The sequence below is a fragment of the Pseudomonas sp. MIL9 genome, from assembly GCF_016887925.1.
Classification (GTDB): Bacteria; Pseudomonadota; Gammaproteobacteria; order Pseudomonadales; family Pseudomonadaceae; genus Aquipseudomonas; species Aquipseudomonas mohnii.
Genome location: NZ_JAFEHE010000004.1, coordinates 37,954 through 54,227 on the forward strand (window position 1 = coordinate 37,954; position 16,274 = coordinate 54,227).

The window sequence follows — 16,274 nt, forward strand, 5'->3', positions numbered from 1 at the left end:
ATTACTCCTTGGTGTCTTCGGCTTCTGCCGCAACCGGATGCTGATTGTCTTCAGCCACTGCGCGCTCGATCAAGGCCGACAGATGCGCACCACGCACAACGCTTTCGTCGTAATGGAAGTGCAACTGTGGAACGCTGCGCAGCTTCATCTCGCGAGCCAACTGCATGCGCAGGAAACCGGCGGCGGAGTTGAGCACCTTGATGCTCTGTGCAATCTCTTCGGCGCTGTCCTGCCCCATCACGGTGATGAAAATCTTGGCGTGACCGACGTCACGGCTGACTTCCACTGCGGTAATGGTGACCAGGCCGACGCGCGGGTCTTTGACTTCACGACGGATCAGTTGTGCCAGCTCGCGCTGCATCTGATCGCCGATACGTTGGGTACGGCTATATTCTTTTGCCATGTCTTGTTACCTGTTACTGCCCCACGGCGAAACCCGTGAGGTCTGAAAGCGGCAAACGCCCGGCCTGACAGAAGCCAGACCGGGCGTTGCGTTTAGAGTCCGGGTGATGCGCCGTGCATTTGCATGCGGCTGCCCATCACGGCTCTTGAAGTGCGCGAGTTAGAGGCTGCGAGCAACCTGAACCTTCTCGAAGACTTCGATCTTGTCACCGACTTTGACGTCGTTGTAGCTCTTCACGCCGATACCGCATTCCATGCCGGCACGCACTTCGGAAGCGTCATCCTTGAAGCGGCGCAGGGATTCCAGCTCGCCTTCGAAGATAACGATGTCTTCGCGCAGTACACGGATTGGACGGTTACGGTGAACAGTACCCTCGATCACCATGCAACCGGCGATCGCGCCAAACTTCGGCGAACGGAACACGTCACGCACTTCGGCCACACCGAGGATGTTCTCGCGAACATCGCTGCCAAGCATACCGGTAAGGGCTTTCTTGACGTCTTCGATGATGTCGTAGATCACGTTGTAGTAACGCATATCCAGACCTTCCTGCTCGACGATCTTGCGAGCGCCGGCATCGGCACGCACGTTGAAGCCGAACAGTACAGCATTGGAGGCCAGTGCCAGGTTGGCGTCGGACTCGGTGATACCACCGACACCGCCACCGACAACGCGCACTTGCACTTCGTCGTTACCCAGGCCGTTCAAGGCACCGTTCAACGCTTCCAGCGAACCACGGACGTCGGATTTGAGGACGATGTTGAGCGTCTTCTTCTCTTCCTGCCCCATGCTTTCGAAGATGTTTTCCAGCTTGCCTGCGTGAGCACGAGCCAGTTTGACTTCGCGGAACTTGCCTTGACGGAACAGAGCCACTTCACGGGCTTTCTTCTCGTCGGCAACCACGCTCATCTCGTCGCCAGCATCCGGGGTGCCGTCCAGGCCGAGGATCTCGACAGGGATGGCTGGACCGGCTTCCTTGATGGCCTTGCCGTTCTCGTCGAGCATGGCGCGAACGCGGCCGTAGTTGGAACCGACCAGCACCATGTCGCCTTGACGCAAGGTACCGTCCTGAACCAGAACGGTCGCCACCGGGCCACGGCCCTTGTCGAGACGCGATTCAACCACCACACCACGGCCAGGAGCCGAAGGCGTAGCCGTCAATTCCAGAACTTCGGCTTGCAGCAGAACGGCTTCGAGCAATTCGTCGACACCGGTACCCATCTTCGCCGAGACCGGTACGAATGGCGTGTCACCGCCCCACTCTTCCGACGTCACGCCGTGTACCGACAATTCGCTGCGGATGCGATCGAGATCAGCGCCCGGCTTGTCGATCTTGTTCACGGCAACGACCAGAGGAACGCCAGCAGCCTGGGCGTGCTGAACAGCTTCGATGGTTTGCGGCATTACGCCGTCGTCCGCTGCAACCACCAGGATCACGATGTCGGTCGCCTTGGCACCACGGGCACGCATTGCGGTAAACGCGGCGTGACCTGGGGTGTCGAGGAACGTCACCATGCCACGGTCGGTTTCAACGTGGTAGGCACCGATGTGCTGGGTGATGCCACCGGCTTCGCCAGCAGCAACCTTGGCACGACGGATGTAGTCGAGCAGGGAAGTCTTACCGTGGTCAACGTGGCCCATGACGGTCACGACAGGTGCACGGGAAACGGCTTCACCTTCAAACTTCAGGGACTCGGCCAGGGAATCTTCCAGGGCGGTGTCGCTGACCAGGGTCACTTTGTGGCCCAGCTCCTCGGCAACCAGTTGAGCAGTTTCCTGATCGAGAACCTGGTTGATGGTCGCCGGAGTACCCAGCTTGAACATGAACTTGATGATTTCAGCAGCCTTGACCGACATCTGCTGGGCCAGATCGCCCACAGTGATGGTCTCGCCGATCTTCACTTCGCGCACGACAGGGCCGGTTGGGCTCTGGAAACCGTGGGCGTTGCGCTTCTTCAGCTTGGCCTTGCCGCGACCACCACGACGGAAGCCATCGCTTTCTTCGTCGGTAGTACGAGGGGCAACGCGTGGAGCAGGCGCTTTTTCCTTGACCGAAGCACGATGCGGAGCGTTTTTGCGCTCACCATCGCCACCACCGCGACGATTGTTATCGTCGGCACGTGGCTTGTCCGGACGGCGCTGTTCGTCACGCTTGCGAGTGTCCGCCGCAGGAGCGGCTGGAGCAACTGCCACGACCGGCGCGCTTTCGCGCACAGGTTCGGCCACTGCTGCAGGCGCTGCTACAGGTTCGGCTGGAGCGGTCGGCGCAGCAGGCTGGCGACGAGCTTCTTCTTCGGCGCGACGCTTGGCTTCTTCTTCAGCCTTCTGACGTGCAGCATTTTCTACTGCGCGACGCTCTTCCAGTTCACGCTTGCGCTCGGCTTCGATTTCTTCCGGGCTGCGCTGTACGAAGACTTTCTTCTTGCGTACTTCTACGCTGATGCTTTTGCTGCCAGCAACACGCAGGGTGCTGGTGGTTTTACGCTGCAGCGTAATCTTGCGTGGTTCTTCCACTTTCGCCTTGTGGCTGCTTTTCAAGTGAGTCAGCAACGATTGCTTCTCACTGTCAGTCACACTTTCTTCGGCGGCGGTGTGCGGCAGACCTGCCTCACGCATCTGCTGCAACAGGCGCTCTACCGGTGTTTTGACCTCATCGGCCAGTTGTTTCACCGTGACTTGCGTCATGCACTTCTCTCCTCAGGCCGCGCCTAATTACTCGAACCAGTGGGCTCGGGCGGCCATGATCAACTTGCCGGCACGATCATCGTCAATGCCGTCGATGTCGAGCAGGTCGTCAATAGACTGCTCGGCCAGGTCTTCGCGGGTAATTACGCCGCGCACCGCCAGTTCCATCGCCAAATCCTTGTCCATACCCTCAAGCGAGAGCAGGTCTTCGGCCGGATGGGCGTCTGCCAGCTTTTCCTCAGTAGCGATGGCTTTGGTCAACAAACGATCCTTGGCACGAGCGCGAAGCTCGTTGACGATGTCTTCGTCAAAGCCGTCGATGTTGAGCATTTCTTCCAACGGTACGTAGGCAATCTCTTCCAGGCTGGTGAAGCCTTCATCGACCAGCACCTGGGCCAGTTCTTCGTCGACTTCCAGCTCGTCGATGAAGTTGCGCAGGATGTCGCCGGTTTCTGCTTGCTGCTTAGCCTGGATGTCCGATTCGGTCATCACGTTCAGGGTCCAGCCAGTCAATTGGCTGGCCAGACGCACGTTCTGACCACCGCGACCGATGGCCTGAGCCAGATTGTCTGCGCCAACGGCGATGTCCATTGCATGGGCATCTTCGTCGACGATAATTGCCGCAACCTCGGCCGGGGACATGGCGTTGATCACGAACTGAGCCGGGTTGTCGTCCCACAGAACGATATCAACACGCTCACCGCCCAACTCGCCCGACACTGCCTGGACGCGCGAGCCGCGCATACCGATGCAAGCGCCCTGCGGGTCGATGCGTTTGTCCTTCGAGCGAACGGCGATCTTGGCGCGCGAACCCGGGTCACGGGAAGCCGCCATCACTTCGATCAAGCCTTCAGCGATTTCCGGCACTTCGATGCGGAACAACTCGATCAGCATTTCCGGCGCGGTACGCGACAGGATCAACTGCGGGCCGCGGTTCTCGGTGCGGATTTCCTTGAGCAGCGCACGCAGACGCACGCCAACACGGAAGGTTTCGCGAGAAATGATGTCTTCACGAGCCAGCAACGCTTCAGCGTTGTTACCCAGATCGACGATCACGTTGTCGCGGGTCACTTTCTTCACGGTACCGGAGATGATTTCACCCAGGCGCTCGCGGTAAGCGTCAACAACCTGGGCACGCTCGGCCTCGCGGACTTTCTGCACGATGACTTGCTTGGCAGTCTGTGCAGCGATACGGCCGAATTCGATCGATTCGATTTTTTCTTCGACGACGTCACCCACCTTGGCACCCGGGTGCGTTTCAGCAACCTTGCTCGGCCAGGTTTCGATGGCCGGATCGTCAAGGTCTGCTTCTTCGACAACCGTCCAGCGACGGAAAGTCTCGTAAGCACCGGTGTGGCGATTGATTTCCACACGCAGATCAACTTCGTCCTCGAAACGCTTTTTGGTAGCAGTGGCCAGGGCCAGCTCCAGCGCTTCAAAAATTACGTTTGCCGGTACGCCCTTTTCATTGGATACCGACTCAACAACCAGCAGTACTTCTTTGCTCATCGTACGCCTCGCCTTTCGCAAGCCATTGGATCCGCGGGATCCGCGTCTCAGTCAAAACTGGGAATAATGTTGGCCTTGTCGATCATATCGATCGGCAACAGGAACTCATGGTCTTCTACCTGCACCACGACATCCTGCTCTTCTACACCGCGCAGAAGGCCCTGAAAGTTGCGTCGACCTTCAAAAGGCGAGCGCAGCTTGATCTTCACTTGTTCACCGGCAAATTTTGCAAACTGCTCAAGAGTGAACAGAGGGCGTTCCATGCCAGGCGAGGAAACCTCAAGGGTGTATTCAACGGAAATCGGATCTTCAACATCCAGGACACCGCTGATCTGACGGCTGACGATGGCACAATCGTCCACCAGCACACCGCCTTCTTTATCGATATAAACGCGCAACAGTGAGTGGCGACCTTGAGCCGAAAACTCAATACCCCAGCATTCATAGCCAAGGGCCACGACCACCGGGGCCAACAAGGCCTGCAACTGTTCTAGCTTGCTCGACACCTGAACCCCCTCGTGCATGTAAATGCATGCTATGCAAAATAAAAAAATGGGCGAAACGCCCATCCCTGAAACGCCGTCGAACAGCGGCGTTATAAAGTGTCCAGCTAACAAAAAGCCCCTTAAAAGGGGCTCCTTAAACTGGTTGCGGGGGCCGGATTTGAACCGACGACCTTCGGGTTATGAGCCCGACGAGCTACCAGACTGCTCCACCCCGCGACAAAGCTGGGGCGGAAGTATACGACCGATCCCTGACAGGGTCAATGTAACCTTCCACCTGCAAGAAAGCCCGCAACAGCGGGCTCTCCTGACTAATTGGTACCGAGAAGGGGACTCGAACCCCTACACCCTATGGGCACAACCACCTCAAGGTTGCGTGTCTACCAATTCCACCACCTCGGCAATACTACGTTTGAAACCCTTCTTACTTCTGCTCTTGAGCTGGAGGCACGTCAGTCGCTGGAGTAGCCGACTTTTGCTCTTGAAGCACCGGTACATCATCAGAAGCCGGTTGTTGCTTTGGAACTTCCAACACTGCCGGGTTTGGCAAACCTACTTGAGTCAGCTGGTGAGCTTTCTCTTTAGCAAAGTAACCTAACCCTAAGCTAGTTATGAAGAAACCTGCGGCAAGTATAGCAGTAAACTTACTAAGAAAGGTAGAGGAACCTTGGCTTCCGAACACAGTATTTGAAGCACCTGCTCCGAAAGACGCGCCAGCATCCGCACCTTTACCCTGCTGCAGCAATACCAGAGCAACTACGCCCAATGCACCCAGCAGATGAAAAACGACTACGACTGTTTCCAGCATTTTTTCAGTTTCCCGCGGCGCGACAAATCGCACCGAACTCATCTGCATTCAGGGAAGCTCCACCAATGAGCCCCCCATCGATATCCGGCATGCCGAACAGTTCGACCGCATTGGCCGCCTTCACGCTGCCGCCGTATAGAAGCCGCACACCTTGCGCGACTTCAGAATTCTCTACCGCCAACTGCGCACGGATGGCTGCATGCACATCCTGAGCTTGTTGCGGCGAAGCAGTCAGCCCGGTGCCAATGGCCCAGACCGGCTCGTAAGCGATCACTGCGCTTGTAAAAGCACCGACGCCCAACTCCTCAATGATACTGCCAAGCTGACGCGAGACAACCTCGAGAGTCTTCCCGGCTTCGCGCTGCTCAAGGGTCTCCCCTATACACAACACCGGGATCAAGCCACACGCCTGTGCCGCCGCAAACTTGCGAATCAGCATTCCGTCCTGCTCGCCGAGTACCTGGCGGCGTTCGGAGTGCCCGACAAGCACCAGGGAACAACCTGCATCCACCAACTGACTCGGCGCAATCTCACCTGTCAACGCACCCTGCATCGATTCCACCGCAGAGTTCTGCGCGCCAATCGAAATCGGCTTTCCTTCCAAGCCATCAATCACTTGATTGATATGCAGAAAAGGTGGGAATACCGCAACATCAACACCGCTCGGCAAGGCCAGATCACGAAGGCCTTTGATCAGCTCAGCGACGCTGGCGCGGGTACCGTGCATCTTCCAGTTACCAGCTACCATAGGGCGACGCATGCTGTACCTCGTCGGTCAAAGTGGGCGCAGATGTTACCCAACACAATCATGGCTGGCAAGCCGAATTCAGACAGAAACTTCAGTAACCAGTTTTGCCAGCTCTTCGGCGTAGCCGCGAACCTGAGTTTCGTCTTCGCCTTCGACCATGACGCGCACCAGTGGCTCTGTCCCGGACTTGCGCAGGAGCACGCGTCCACGACCCGCCATGGCCTTGGTCACTCGCTCACTGGCTTCCTTGACCGACGAATGCTCGAGGGGACTCGCTCCCCCGCCGAAACGTACATTGATCAATACCTGCGGACACTTACGCAACGCCTGACGAGACTGAGCCAGACTTTCCGAGCGCGTCTTGAGCGCCATCAGAACCTGCAATGCAGCAACGATCGCATCACCCGTAGTGGTGTAATTGAAGCAAACGATATGCCCCGAGTTCTCGCCACCTACCAGCCAGTTGCGCTCCAGCAGGTCAGCAATCACATAACGGTCACCAACATTGGCACGAACAAAAGGAATCGCCAGGTCCGCCAGAGCCAGCTCCAGCCCCAGGTTACTCATCAGGGTACCGACCACACCGCCTTGCAGCTTGTCGCGCTCATGCAAATCGCGAGCAATGATGTACAACAGCTCATCCCCATCGACGATGGCACCCGTGTGATCGACCATCAGAACACGGTCACCATCACCATCGAACGCGATCCCAAGATCAGCATGCTCGGCAAGAACGGCAGCCTGCAGTTGCCCCATATGGGTCGAACCACAATTGTCATTGATGTTTAAACCATTGGGCTGCGCGGAAAGAACAACGACATCGGCGCCCAGCTCACGGAACACGCTAGGCGCTACCTTGTAAGTCGCACCATGGGCACAGTCGATGACGATTTTCATCCCGGCGAAGCTGGTGCCAGTCGGCACGCTGCTCTTGCAGAACTCGATATAACGACCCGACGCATCGTTGATTCGCGTGACCTTGCCGATCTTGCTCGACTCAACCACGGTCATCGGCGTGTCCAGCAGCTCCTCGATCATCAGCTCGACTTCATCCGGCAGCTTGGTACCCTTTCCGGAGAAGAACTTGATGCCGTTGTCATCGTGAGGATTATGCGAAGCACTGATCACAATCCCGGCCTCAGCATGAAAGGTGCGCGTCAGGTAAGCGATGGCCGGCGTTGGCATCGGCCCCAACAGCATTACATCGGCGCCGGCCGAGGTAAGCCCGGCCTCAAGCGCCGACTCAAACATATAACCGGAAATGCGGGTGTCCTTGCCGACAAGCACCTTGCAGGCGCCCATCTTGCGAAACGCCATGCCCGCGGCCCAGCCGAGTTTGAGCATGAAATCAGGAGTAATCGGGTATTCACCGACTCGACCACGAATGCCGTCAGTACCAAAGTATTTCCTAGTCATAAGCTCTCCATAACTCTTATTCGGCTGATTCCACTGCGGCGATCATCCTCACCACATCGATAGTTTCTGCTACATCATGGACGCGCAATATACGCGCACCCTTATGCGAAGCCAGCGCCGCAAGGGCAAGACTGCCGAACAAGCGCTCACCCACGGGGCGATTCAATGCTTGCCCGATCATGCTCTTTCGTGAAACCCCGACCAACAGGGGGCGCCCCAAGGCATGCAAGGCTTCCATATGCTTGAACAAGCTCAGATTGTGTTGCAAGTTTTTTGCGAAGCCGAAGCCAGGATCGAGAATGATCCGATCGGCGCCAATCCCAGCAGCCGCGCACCGAACCATGCGCTCAGCAAGAAACTCGCCCACTTCCTTCGTAACGTCCCGGTATTGCGGATTGTCCTGCATGTCGCCCGGCTCGCCGAGCATATGCATCAGACAGACTGGCAACCCGGTTGCCGCCGCCGCATCCAGCGCGCCTTCCCGGCGCAGCGCCCGAACGTCATTGATCAACCCGGCCCCCAGTCGCGCGGTCTCGCGCATGACGGCTGGCGTGGAGGTATCCACCGAGATGATCACATCCAGTTCACGGCTGATCCGCTCGACGACCGGCGCTACACGCTCCAGCTCTTCCAGCGGTGAAACCACCCTGGCACCTGGTCGCGTGGACTCACCGCCCACATCGATCAGGGTCGCGCCAGCCGCCACCATGGCTTCGGCATGGCGCAACGCTGCGTCGAGCTGGCTGTATTGACCACCGTCGGAGAAAGAATCGGGAGTGACATTGAGAATGCCCATGACATGAGTCTGGGCCAAATCAAGAACCCGGTTGCCGCAAGGCAACCGGGTCGAGGACTGAACAGAAGTCATTTCAAACCTTAAACGTCAGCAGCCGGACCGCCAATCGGTGTTTCCGGACGCTCATCCTGCACCACCGGAGGGGTTCCGGAAGTACCCGTGCCACCCGACCAATCGCGAGGTTCGCGAGGCGTACGACCCGCCATGATGTCATCGATCTGATCAGCATCGATCGTCTCGTACTTCATCAGAGCATCAGCCATGGCATCGAGCTTGTCACGGTTGTCCGTCAGGATCTGCTTAGCCGTGCCGTAGCATTGATCAATAATGCTGCGTACTTCGGAGTCGATCAGCTTGGCCGTTTCGCCGGAGAAACTTGCATTCTGACCACCGCCGCCACGACCAAGGAAAACCTCACCTTCTTCTTCGGCGTACATCAATGGTCCAAGTTTCTCCGAAAGCCCCCACTTGGTCACCATGTTCCGCGCAATCTGACTGGCGCGCATGATGTCGTTGGAAGCACCGGTGGTCACACCATCGAAGCCCAGCGTCATTTCTTCAGCAATACGACCGCCGTACAGCGAGCAGATCTGGCTGATCAGCGCTCGCTTGGACAGGCTGTAGCGATCTTCTTCCGGCAGGAACATGGTCACACCCAGCGCACGACCACGCGGGATGATCGATACCTTGTACACCGGATCATGCTCAGGCACGACGCGACCAACAATGGCGTGACCCGCCTCATGGTAAGCCGTGTTCTGCTTTTCTTTCTCGGACATGACCATGGATTTGCGCTCGGCACCCATCATGATCTTGTCTTTGGCCAGTTCGAATTCCTTCATCTCGACAATGCGCTTGCCGGCACGCGCGGCGAACAACGATGCCTCGTTGACCAGGTTGGCCAGGTCAGCACCGGAGAAACCTGGGGTACCACGAGCGATAACAGCCGGAGCAACGTCGTCACCCATTGGCACTTTGCGCATGTGGACCTTGAGAATCTGTTCGCGACCACGGATATCCGGCAGACCCACTACAACCTGACGGTCAAAACGGCCCGGACGCAGCAGTGCGGGGTCCAGTACGTCTGGACGGTTGGTGGCCGCAATCACGATGATGCCATCGTTCATTTCGAAGCCGTCCATCTCTACCAGCAACTGGTTGAGAGTCTGCTCGCGCTCGTCGTGACCGCCGCCCATGCCGGCACCACGGTGACGACCGACGGCGTCGATTTCATCGATGAAGATAATGCATGGCGCATGTTTCTTGGCCTGTTCGAACATATCGCGAACGCGGCTGGCACCCACGCCGACGAACATTTCGACGAAGTCAGAACCGGAGATGGTGAAGAACGGCACCTTGGCTTCGCCAGCAATCGCCTTGGCCAGCAAGGTTTTACCGGTACCCGGAGGACCAACCATCAGCACGCCGCGGGGAATGCGACCGCCCAGACGCTGGAACTTGCCCGGATCACGAAGGAACTCGACCAGTTCACCCACTTCTTCCTTGGCTTCGTCGCAACCGGCAACGTCAGCCAACGTGGTTTTCACCTGATCTTCGGAGAGCAGGCGCGCCTTGCTCTTGCCAAAGCTCATCGGCCCGCCCTTGCCTCCGGCGCCGCCCTGCATCTGGCGCATGAAGAACATGAACACGGCAATGATCACCAGGATCGGGAAGCTGGCGACCAGGAGTTGAGTCCAGATGCTTTGCTGTTCAGGCTGCTTGCCTTCGACCACGACGTGATTATCCACCAGATCGCCGATCAAGCCATTATCCTGGATCGCCGGACGAATGGTCTTGAAGCTGTCGCCATCGTTGCGCTTGCCGGTAATCACGTAGCCATCAACCGCTACGCGCTCGACCTTGCCATCCTTGACCTGCTGGATGAAGTCGGAATAGTTGAGGGTCTGCGGCTCGTTAGGGCTGGAGAAGTTGTTCATCACCGTCACCAGGACAGCCGCGATGATCAACCACAGGATCAGATTCTTTGCCATATCGTTCAATTAACTACCCTCTGAAGCAAGCGCCGCTGATGGCGCGCGCTTCGCATGATATTCACCGGCCTAACTTACTACATTACCTACAACTTGGCAGGCGCCGTCTGTAACCCTTTGTGAAACTCTTCCTACACAATATTCGTTATTTCTCACAGGGCGAAATACGAAAATCCTATTGCCCTGCAAAAAAACCTCGCTTTATTCACTCCGACCGCGGTAGCCCCAAGCCAGCATGTACTGCTCACGGGAACTGCCACGGGACGAGTCCGGCTTGATCATCTGGACCTTGTCGAATTTCTGACGAGCGTCCTTTACGTAAGCATCAAACCCTTCCCCCTGAAAAACCTTGATCACGAAATTACCACCCGGCTTGAGTATCCGGGCAGCCAGATCAAGAGCCAGCTCGCAAAGAAACATGGCTTTGGGCATATCTACGGCAGGCGTACCACTCATATTGGGGGCCATATCGGAAATCACAAGGTCCACCTGCGAATTACCCACGGCTTCAAGGATACGAGCGAGCACTTCGTCCTGAGTAAAGTCACCCTGGATGAAAGTCACGTCCGGAATGCTGTCCATTTCCAGGATGTCCGAGGCGATCAGACGCCCCTGCCCCCCAATCAGCCGGCTAGTGACCTGCGACCAGCCACCGGGCGCCGCACCCAGGTCGACAACGCTCATGCCCGGACGGATCAGCTTGTATTTCTCCTGGACCTCCAGAAGCTTGTAACTCGCACGCGAGCGGTAGCCATCCTTCTGCGCCTGCTTCACATAGGGGTCATTGACATGTCTTTTCAGCCAACCAAGGCTTGTCTTGGAACGCGCCATTGGGCACCTCGATGATAAGGGTCGTGATTAATTGGGCGGATCCACGAACCCTCGGGTAAAATGGCCGCCATTTTACAGAATCCAGACGAAAGGGTCAGATTATGCCGCTCACTCAAGAGCAGAAGAAACAGTACAAATCCATTGGCCACCATCTGAAACCGGTTTTGATTGTGGCTGACAACGGTTTGACTGAAGGTGTGTTAGCCGAACTTGAACGCGCTTTGGCGGATCACGAGCTGATCAAAATCAAGCTCAACATCCTCGATCGCGAATCGCGCCTGGCATCCATTGCAGAACTGTGCAAGGTCGGCAAGGCGGATCTGGTTCAGGTCATCGGCAAGATGGCACTGATTTACCGCAAGAACTTCAGCGTCAACAAGCAGCTGTCGAACGTCCATCGCTTCAAGTGACGGCAAGGGTCAAGGGTGTGCTTCGCGCACCCTGCCACTCCACCCAGGCACCGGCTGCATGACCAGCACCAGTCCGGAAAAGCCCAAAACAAGATAGCTGAACACCTGCCAACGCTCCGCATCGGGCCACCCGACACGCACCGCGAAGTACATCGCGCAGGCACACAACCCCACCAGCAACAGCTGGCCACGAATATCGCGCCATAGACTGGCACGACCCTCGGCCTGAATCAGCACCAAAGCCTGGAAAACCAGACACACTGTGGTAAACCCCACCAACAGTGCATTCAGGGTGCCTGCAATTTCGTCGATCAACAGCGGTGCCAGGCCAATCAGCCGCAGCACCGGCAGCAGACCGATGTGCAACAACCACAGGCCGCCAACCCACAACATCTGAGTCAGCTGCCAAAGCATTGCGCCCGCACGAAGCAGGCGCCTGCTTTTACTATCAGATGTGGCGAACTTCGACAATCTCGTACTCGATAACGCCGCTCGGCGTTTTGACCGCGACCACGTCACCCTCTTCCTTGGCGATCAAGGCGCGGGCGATGGGCGAACCGACGGAGATCTTGCCGAGCTTGATGTCTGCCTCGTCCTCACCAACGATCTGGTAGGTCACGCTTTCATCCGTCTCGACGTTAGCGATCTCCACGGTCGTGCCGAAAATCACCTTGCCGGTGTGGGTAATGGTCGTGACATCAATCACCACGGCGTTTTGCATGCGGCCTTCGATGTCACGGATCCGCGCCTCAACCATACCCTGCTGCTCGCGAGCAGCGTGGTATTCGGCGTTTTCCTTCAAGTCACCCAACTCACGGGCCGTACCGATGTCCTGGCTGAGCTTCGGACGAACGACCTTGGTCAGGTGAGCATGTTCTTCTTCCAGGGCGCGAGCGCCCTGAACGGTCATGGGGTACTTCGTTATGCTCATGCCTTCAATCCTGCGTGTAGATCCTGCAAGCGACGTACGGTCTTCTCGGGACCGAACTTCAGCGCTTCGCAGATCGCTTCGCCAGCAGCAATGGTCGTGGTGCAGTAAATCTTGTGCTGCAGGGCGTTGCGACGAATGGAGTAGGAGTCAGCGATCGATTGACGACCTTCAGTGGTGTTGATGATCAAGGTGACTTCGTCATTCTTGATCATGTCGACCACGTGCGGACGACCCTCGGTCACCTTGTTCACGCGGCGCACTTTCAGGCCTGCGGCTTCGATCAGCTTGGCAGTACCGGCGGTAGCGACCACTTCGAAGCCCAAGTTGATCAGATCACGGGCCACGCCTGCAACCAGTGGCTTGTCGTCGTCGCGCACACTGATAAACGCAGTACCGCCGGTCGGCAGCACTTCACTGGCACCCATCTGGGCTTTGGCAAACGCTTCGCCGAAGGTATCGCCCACGCCCATCACTTCACCGGTGGACTTCATCTCAGGGCCGAGAATCGGGTCAACGCCAGGGAACTTGGCGAATGGGAACACCGCCTCTTTCACGCTGTAGAAGTTAGGAATGATTTCCTTGGTGAAACCGATTTCCTTCAGGGTTTTACCGGCCATGACGCGGGCCGCGATCATGGCCAGGGAAACACCGATGCACTTGGATACGAAAGGAACGGTACGCGAAGCACGCGGGTTGACTTCAATCACGTAGATGTCGTCGCCCTGCAGCGCCAACTGTACGTTCATCAGGCCGACCACACCCAGCTCCAGGGCCATTTTCTTGACCTGTTCGCGCATCTCGTCCTGGATATGCGCAGGCAGCGAGTACGGCGGCAGCGAACATGCGGAGTCACCGGAGTGAACGCCAGCCTGCTCGATGTGCTGCATGATTGCGCCGATCACCACGTCTTTGCCGTCACAGACAGCATCAACGTCCATTTCGATGGCGCAGTTGAGGAAGTGATCCAGCAGCACCGGGCTGTCGTTGGACACTTGAACCGCTTCACGCAGGTAGCGCTTGAGCTCTTCTTCTTCGTAAACGATTTCCATCGCACGACCGCCCAGTACGTAGGACGGGCGCACCACCAGCGGGTAGCCGATCTTGGCAGCTGCACGGATCGCTTCGTCTTCGCTGCGCACGGTAGCGTTTGGCGGCTGACGCAGGTTCAGGCGCTGAACCATTTGCTGGAAGCGCTCACGGTCTTCGGCACGGTCGATGGCATCAGGGCTGGTGCCGATGATCGGCACGCCTGCGGCTTCGAGGGCACGTGCCAGCTTCAGCGGGGTCTGGCCGCCGTACTGGACGATCACGCCTTTCGGCTTCTCGACGCGGACGATTTCCAGCACGTCTTCCAGGGTCACTGGTTCGAAGTACAGGCGATCGGAAGTGTCGTAGTCGGTAGAAACGGTTTCCGGGTTGCAGTTGACCATGATGGTCTCGTACCCGTCATCGCGCAGAGCCAGCGCCGCGTGTACGCAGCAGTAGTCGAACTCGATGCCCTGGCCGATACGGTTCGGACCACCACCCAGGATCATGATCTTGTCGCGACCCGATGGCGCGGCTTCGCACTCTTCTTCGTACGTCGAGTACAGATAAGCAGTGTCGGTAGCGAACTCGGCGGCGCAGGTGTCGACGCGCTTGTAGACCGGGAACACTTCAAGCTTGTGGCGATGGGCACGCAGGCTCTTCTCGGTCACACCCAGCAGCTTGGCCAGACGCTGATCGGAGAAGCCTTTGCGCTTGAGGCGGAACATCAGGTCGCGGTCGATGCTGGTCAGGCCCAGGGTCTTGACCTTCTCTTCTTCCTTGATCAGGTCTTCCATCTGCACCAGGAACCAAGGGTCGATCATGGTCATGCCGAAGATGTCTTCAACACTCATGCCGGCGCGCATGGCGTCCGCCACGTACCAGATACGCTCGGCGCCCGGCACGGTCAGCTCGCGCTTGAGCACGCTCATGCTTTCCGGGTTGGCCAGGTCGACTTTCTCGTCCAGACCGCAAACACCGACTTCCAGGCCGCGCAGTGCTTTCTGCAGGGATTCCTGGAAGGTACGGCCGATGGCCATCACTTCACCGACCGACTTCATTTGAGTGGTCAGGCGCGCGTCAGCCTTGGAGAACTTCTCGAAGGCGAAGCGTGGCAGCTTGGTGACGACGTAGTCGATGGACGGTTCGAAGGACGCCGGGGTCTTGCCGCCAGTGATGTCGTTCGACAGCTCGTCGAGGGTGTAGCCCACAGCCAGTTTGGCCGCGACCTTGGCGATCGGGAAACCAGTGGCTTTCGACGCCAGCGCCGAGGAACGCGATACACGCGGGTTCATCTCGATCACGACCATGCGGCCAGTGTTCGGGCAGATGCCGAACTGAACGTTCGAACCACCTGTTTCAACGCCGATCTCGCGCAGTACCGCCAGGGAGGCGTTACGCAGGATCTGGTATTCCTTGTCGGTCAGGGTCTGTGCAGGCGCCACGGTGATCGAGTCACCGGTGTGCACGCCCATCGGGTCGAAGTTTTCGATGGAGCAGACGATGATGCAGTTGTCCTTCTTATCGCGGACAACCTCCATTTCGTATTCTTTCCAGCCGATCAGGGATTCGTCGATCAGCAGCTCTTTGGTCGGCGACAGGTCCAGACCACGGGCGCAGATTTCTTCGAATTCTTCACGGTTGTAAGCGATACCGCCGCCGGTGCCGCCCATGGTGAAGGACGGACGAATGATGCACGGGAAGCCAAGCTTCTCGAGGACCGCGTTGGCCTCTTCCATGCTGTGAGCGATACCGGAGCGTGGGCACGCCAGGCCGATAGATTTCATGGCCTTGTCGAAACGCGAGCGGTCTTCAGCCTTGTCGATGGTGTCGGCGTTGGCACCGATCATCTCAACGCCGAACTTCTCCAGAACGCCTTCGCGCTCCAGGTCCAGGGCGCAGTTCAGGGCGGTCTGGCCGCCCATGGTTGGCAGCAGCGCGTCCGGACGCTCTTTCTCGATGATCTTGGCAACGGTCTGCCACTTGATCGGTTCGATGTAGGTAGCGTCGGCCATGGCCGGGTCAGTCATGATGGTGGCCGGGTTGGAGTTCACCAGGATGACGCGGTAACCCTCTTCGCGCAGGGCCTTGCAGGCCTGGGCGCCGGAGTAGTCGAATTCGCAGGCCTGGCCGATCACGATCGGGCCAGCGCCGAGAATCAGGATGCTTTTAATGTCTGTACGTTTTGGCATGGGTTTGTCACTCAAATCCGCAGGT

At 57.8% G+C, this 16,274-nt stretch carries 14 protein-coding genes and 2 tRNA genes; 1 reads left to right on the plus strand and 15 read right to left on the minus strand.

The window, feature by feature from the left end:
* Nucleotide 1: 1 nt before the first annotated feature.
* The 12 genes from rbfA to rlmE form a co-directional block, all read right to left on the minus strand.
* Nucleotides 2-403 carry a 30S ribosome-binding factor RbfA gene (gene rbfA, locus JQF37_RS04705; RefSeq protein WP_007973108.1) on the minus strand — a complete coding sequence of 134 codons (402 nt, stop codon included), beginning with the start codon at nucleotides 401-403 and terminating at the stop codon, nucleotides 2-4.
* A 159-nt stretch (nucleotides 404-562) separates the two neighbouring features.
* Entirely contained in the window at nucleotides 563-3,088 is a 2,526-nt protein-coding gene (infB, locus tag JQF37_RS04710) for a translation initiation factor IF-2 (protein ID WP_130203908.1), read from the minus strand.
* 27 nt (nucleotides 3,089-3,115) lie between these two features.
* Nucleotides 3,116-4,597 (minus strand): transcription termination factor NusA, encoded by a 1,482-nt coding sequence (nusA, locus tag JQF37_RS04715; protein WP_047537517.1) that lies wholly within the window; start codon nucleotides 4,595-4,597, stop codon nucleotides 3,116-3,118.
* Between the two features lie 47 nt (nucleotides 4,598-4,644).
* Nucleotides 4,645-5,103: a ribosome maturation factor RimP gene (gene rimP / locus JQF37_RS04720; RefSeq protein ID WP_149972091.1), complete on the minus strand. Its 459-nt coding sequence runs from the start codon at nucleotides 5,101-5,103 to the stop codon at nucleotides 4,645-4,647.
* A 139-nt stretch (nucleotides 5,104-5,242) separates the two neighbouring features.
* Nucleotides 5,243-5,319, minus strand: a tRNA-Met gene (locus tag JQF37_RS04725).
* Nucleotides 5,320-5,416: 97 nt separating this feature from the next.
* Nucleotides 5,417-5,502, minus strand: a tRNA-Leu gene (locus JQF37_RS04730).
* 22 nt (nucleotides 5,503-5,524) lie between these two features.
* Nucleotides 5,525-5,908, minus strand: coding sequence for a preprotein translocase subunit SecG (secG, locus tag JQF37_RS04735; RefSeq protein ID WP_017336473.1), 384 nt, complete (start codon nucleotides 5,906-5,908; stop codon nucleotides 5,525-5,527).
* Between the two features lie 4 nt (nucleotides 5,909-5,912).
* Complete coding sequence (tpiA, locus tag JQF37_RS04740) at nucleotides 5,913-6,668, minus strand: triose-phosphate isomerase (protein WP_130203907.1); 756 nt, start codon at nucleotides 6,666-6,668, stop codon at nucleotides 5,913-5,915.
* Nucleotides 6,669-6,734: 66 nt separating this feature from the next.
* Nucleotides 6,735-8,072, minus strand: coding sequence for a phosphoglucosamine mutase (gene glmM / locus JQF37_RS04745; protein WP_130203906.1), 1,338 nt, complete (start codon nucleotides 8,070-8,072; stop codon nucleotides 6,735-6,737).
* Nucleotides 8,073-8,088: 16 nt separating this feature from the next.
* A complete protein-coding gene (gene folP, locus JQF37_RS04750) occupies nucleotides 8,089-8,940 on the minus strand; it encodes a dihydropteroate synthase (protein WP_130203905.1) in 852 nt (283 codons plus the stop codon).
* An 8-nt stretch (nucleotides 8,941-8,948) separates the two neighbouring features.
* The gene (gene ftsH, locus JQF37_RS04755) at nucleotides 8,949-10,859 is read right to left on the minus strand and encodes an ATP-dependent zinc metalloprotease FtsH (RefSeq protein ID WP_090315927.1); all 1,911 of its coding nucleotides are present in this window, start codon (nucleotides 10,857-10,859) and stop codon (nucleotides 8,949-8,951) included.
* Between the two features lie 201 nt (nucleotides 10,860-11,060).
* The gene (rlmE, locus tag JQF37_RS04760; protein WP_033058124.1) at nucleotides 11,061-11,690 is read right to left on the minus strand and encodes a 23S rRNA (uridine(2552)-2'-O)-methyltransferase RlmE; all 630 of its coding nucleotides are present in this window, start codon (nucleotides 11,688-11,690) and stop codon (nucleotides 11,061-11,063) included.
* Between the two features lie 101 nt (nucleotides 11,691-11,791).
* On the opposite strand from rlmE, the gene JQF37_RS04765 reads away from it, so the two are divergent.
* On the plus strand, nucleotides 11,792-12,100 hold the full coding sequence (locus JQF37_RS04765; RefSeq protein WP_007942889.1) for a YhbY family RNA-binding protein: 309 nt from the start codon (nucleotides 11,792-11,794) through the stop codon (nucleotides 12,098-12,100).
* Between the two features lie 9 nt (nucleotides 12,101-12,109).
* Here the strand turns inward: JQF37_RS04765 and JQF37_RS04770 are convergent, their stop codons facing one another.
* From JQF37_RS04770 to carB, 3 genes are read right to left on the minus strand one after another with little or no spacing between them, the layout of a single operon-like run.
* Nucleotides 12,110-12,514, minus strand: coding sequence for an MFS transporter (locus tag JQF37_RS04770; protein ID WP_130203904.1), 405 nt, complete (start codon nucleotides 12,512-12,514; stop codon nucleotides 12,110-12,112).
* Between the two features lie 34 nt (nucleotides 12,515-12,548).
* A complete protein-coding gene (greA, locus tag JQF37_RS04775) occupies nucleotides 12,549-13,025 on the minus strand; it encodes a transcription elongation factor GreA (protein ID WP_130204036.1) in 477 nt (158 codons plus the stop codon).
* A 2-nt stretch (nucleotides 13,026-13,027) separates the two neighbouring features.
* The gene (gene carB / locus JQF37_RS04780; protein WP_130203903.1) at nucleotides 13,028-16,249 is read right to left on the minus strand and encodes a carbamoyl-phosphate synthase large subunit; all 3,222 of its coding nucleotides are present in this window, start codon (nucleotides 16,247-16,249) and stop codon (nucleotides 13,028-13,030) included.
* Between the last annotated feature and the right edge of the window lie 25 nt (nucleotides 16,250-16,274).

Excerpts from the sequence above, each read along its gene's own strand:
- rbfA (WP_007973108.1), bottom strand. The coding sequence starts at position 403 with ATGGCAAAAGAATATAGCCGTACCCAACGTATCGGCGATCAGATGCAG.
- infB (WP_130203908.1), bottom strand. The coding sequence starts at position 3,088 with ATGACGCAAGTCACGGTGAAACAACTGGCCGATGAGGTCAAAACACCG.
- nusA (WP_047537517.1), bottom strand. The coding sequence starts at position 4,597 with ATGAGCAAAGAAGTACTGCTGGTTGTTGAGTCGGTATCCAATGAAAAG.
- secG (WP_017336473.1), bottom strand. The coding sequence starts at position 5,908 with ATGCTGGAAACAGTCGTAGTCGTTTTTCATCTGCTGGGTGCATTGGGC.
- tpiA (WP_130203907.1), bottom strand. The coding sequence starts at position 6,668 with ATGCGTCGCCCTATGGTAGCTGGTAACTGGAAGATGCACGGTACCCGC.
- glmM (WP_130203906.1), bottom strand. The coding sequence starts at position 8,072 with ATGACTAGGAAATACTTTGGTACTGACGGCATTCGTGGTCGAGTCGGT.
- folP (WP_130203905.1), bottom strand. The coding sequence starts at position 8,940 with ATGACTTCTGTTCAGTCCTCGACCCGGTTGCCTTGCGGCAACCGGGTT.
- ftsH (WP_090315927.1), bottom strand. The coding sequence starts at position 10,859 with ATGGCAAAGAATCTGATCCTGTGGTTGATCATCGCGGCTGTCCTGGTG.
- rlmE (WP_033058124.1), bottom strand. The coding sequence starts at position 11,690 with ATGGCGCGTTCCAAGACAAGCCTTGGTTGGCTGAAAAGACATGTCAAT.
- JQF37_RS04765 (WP_007942889.1), top strand. The coding sequence starts at position 11,792 with ATGCCGCTCACTCAAGAGCAGAAGAAACAGTACAAATCCATTGGCCAC.
- JQF37_RS04770 (WP_130203904.1), bottom strand. The coding sequence starts at position 12,514 with ATGCTTTGGCAGCTGACTCAGATGTTGTGGGTTGGCGGCCTGTGGTTG.
- carB (WP_130203903.1), bottom strand. The coding sequence starts at position 16,249 with ATGCCAAAACGTACAGACATTAAAAGCATCCTGATTCTCGGCGCTGGC.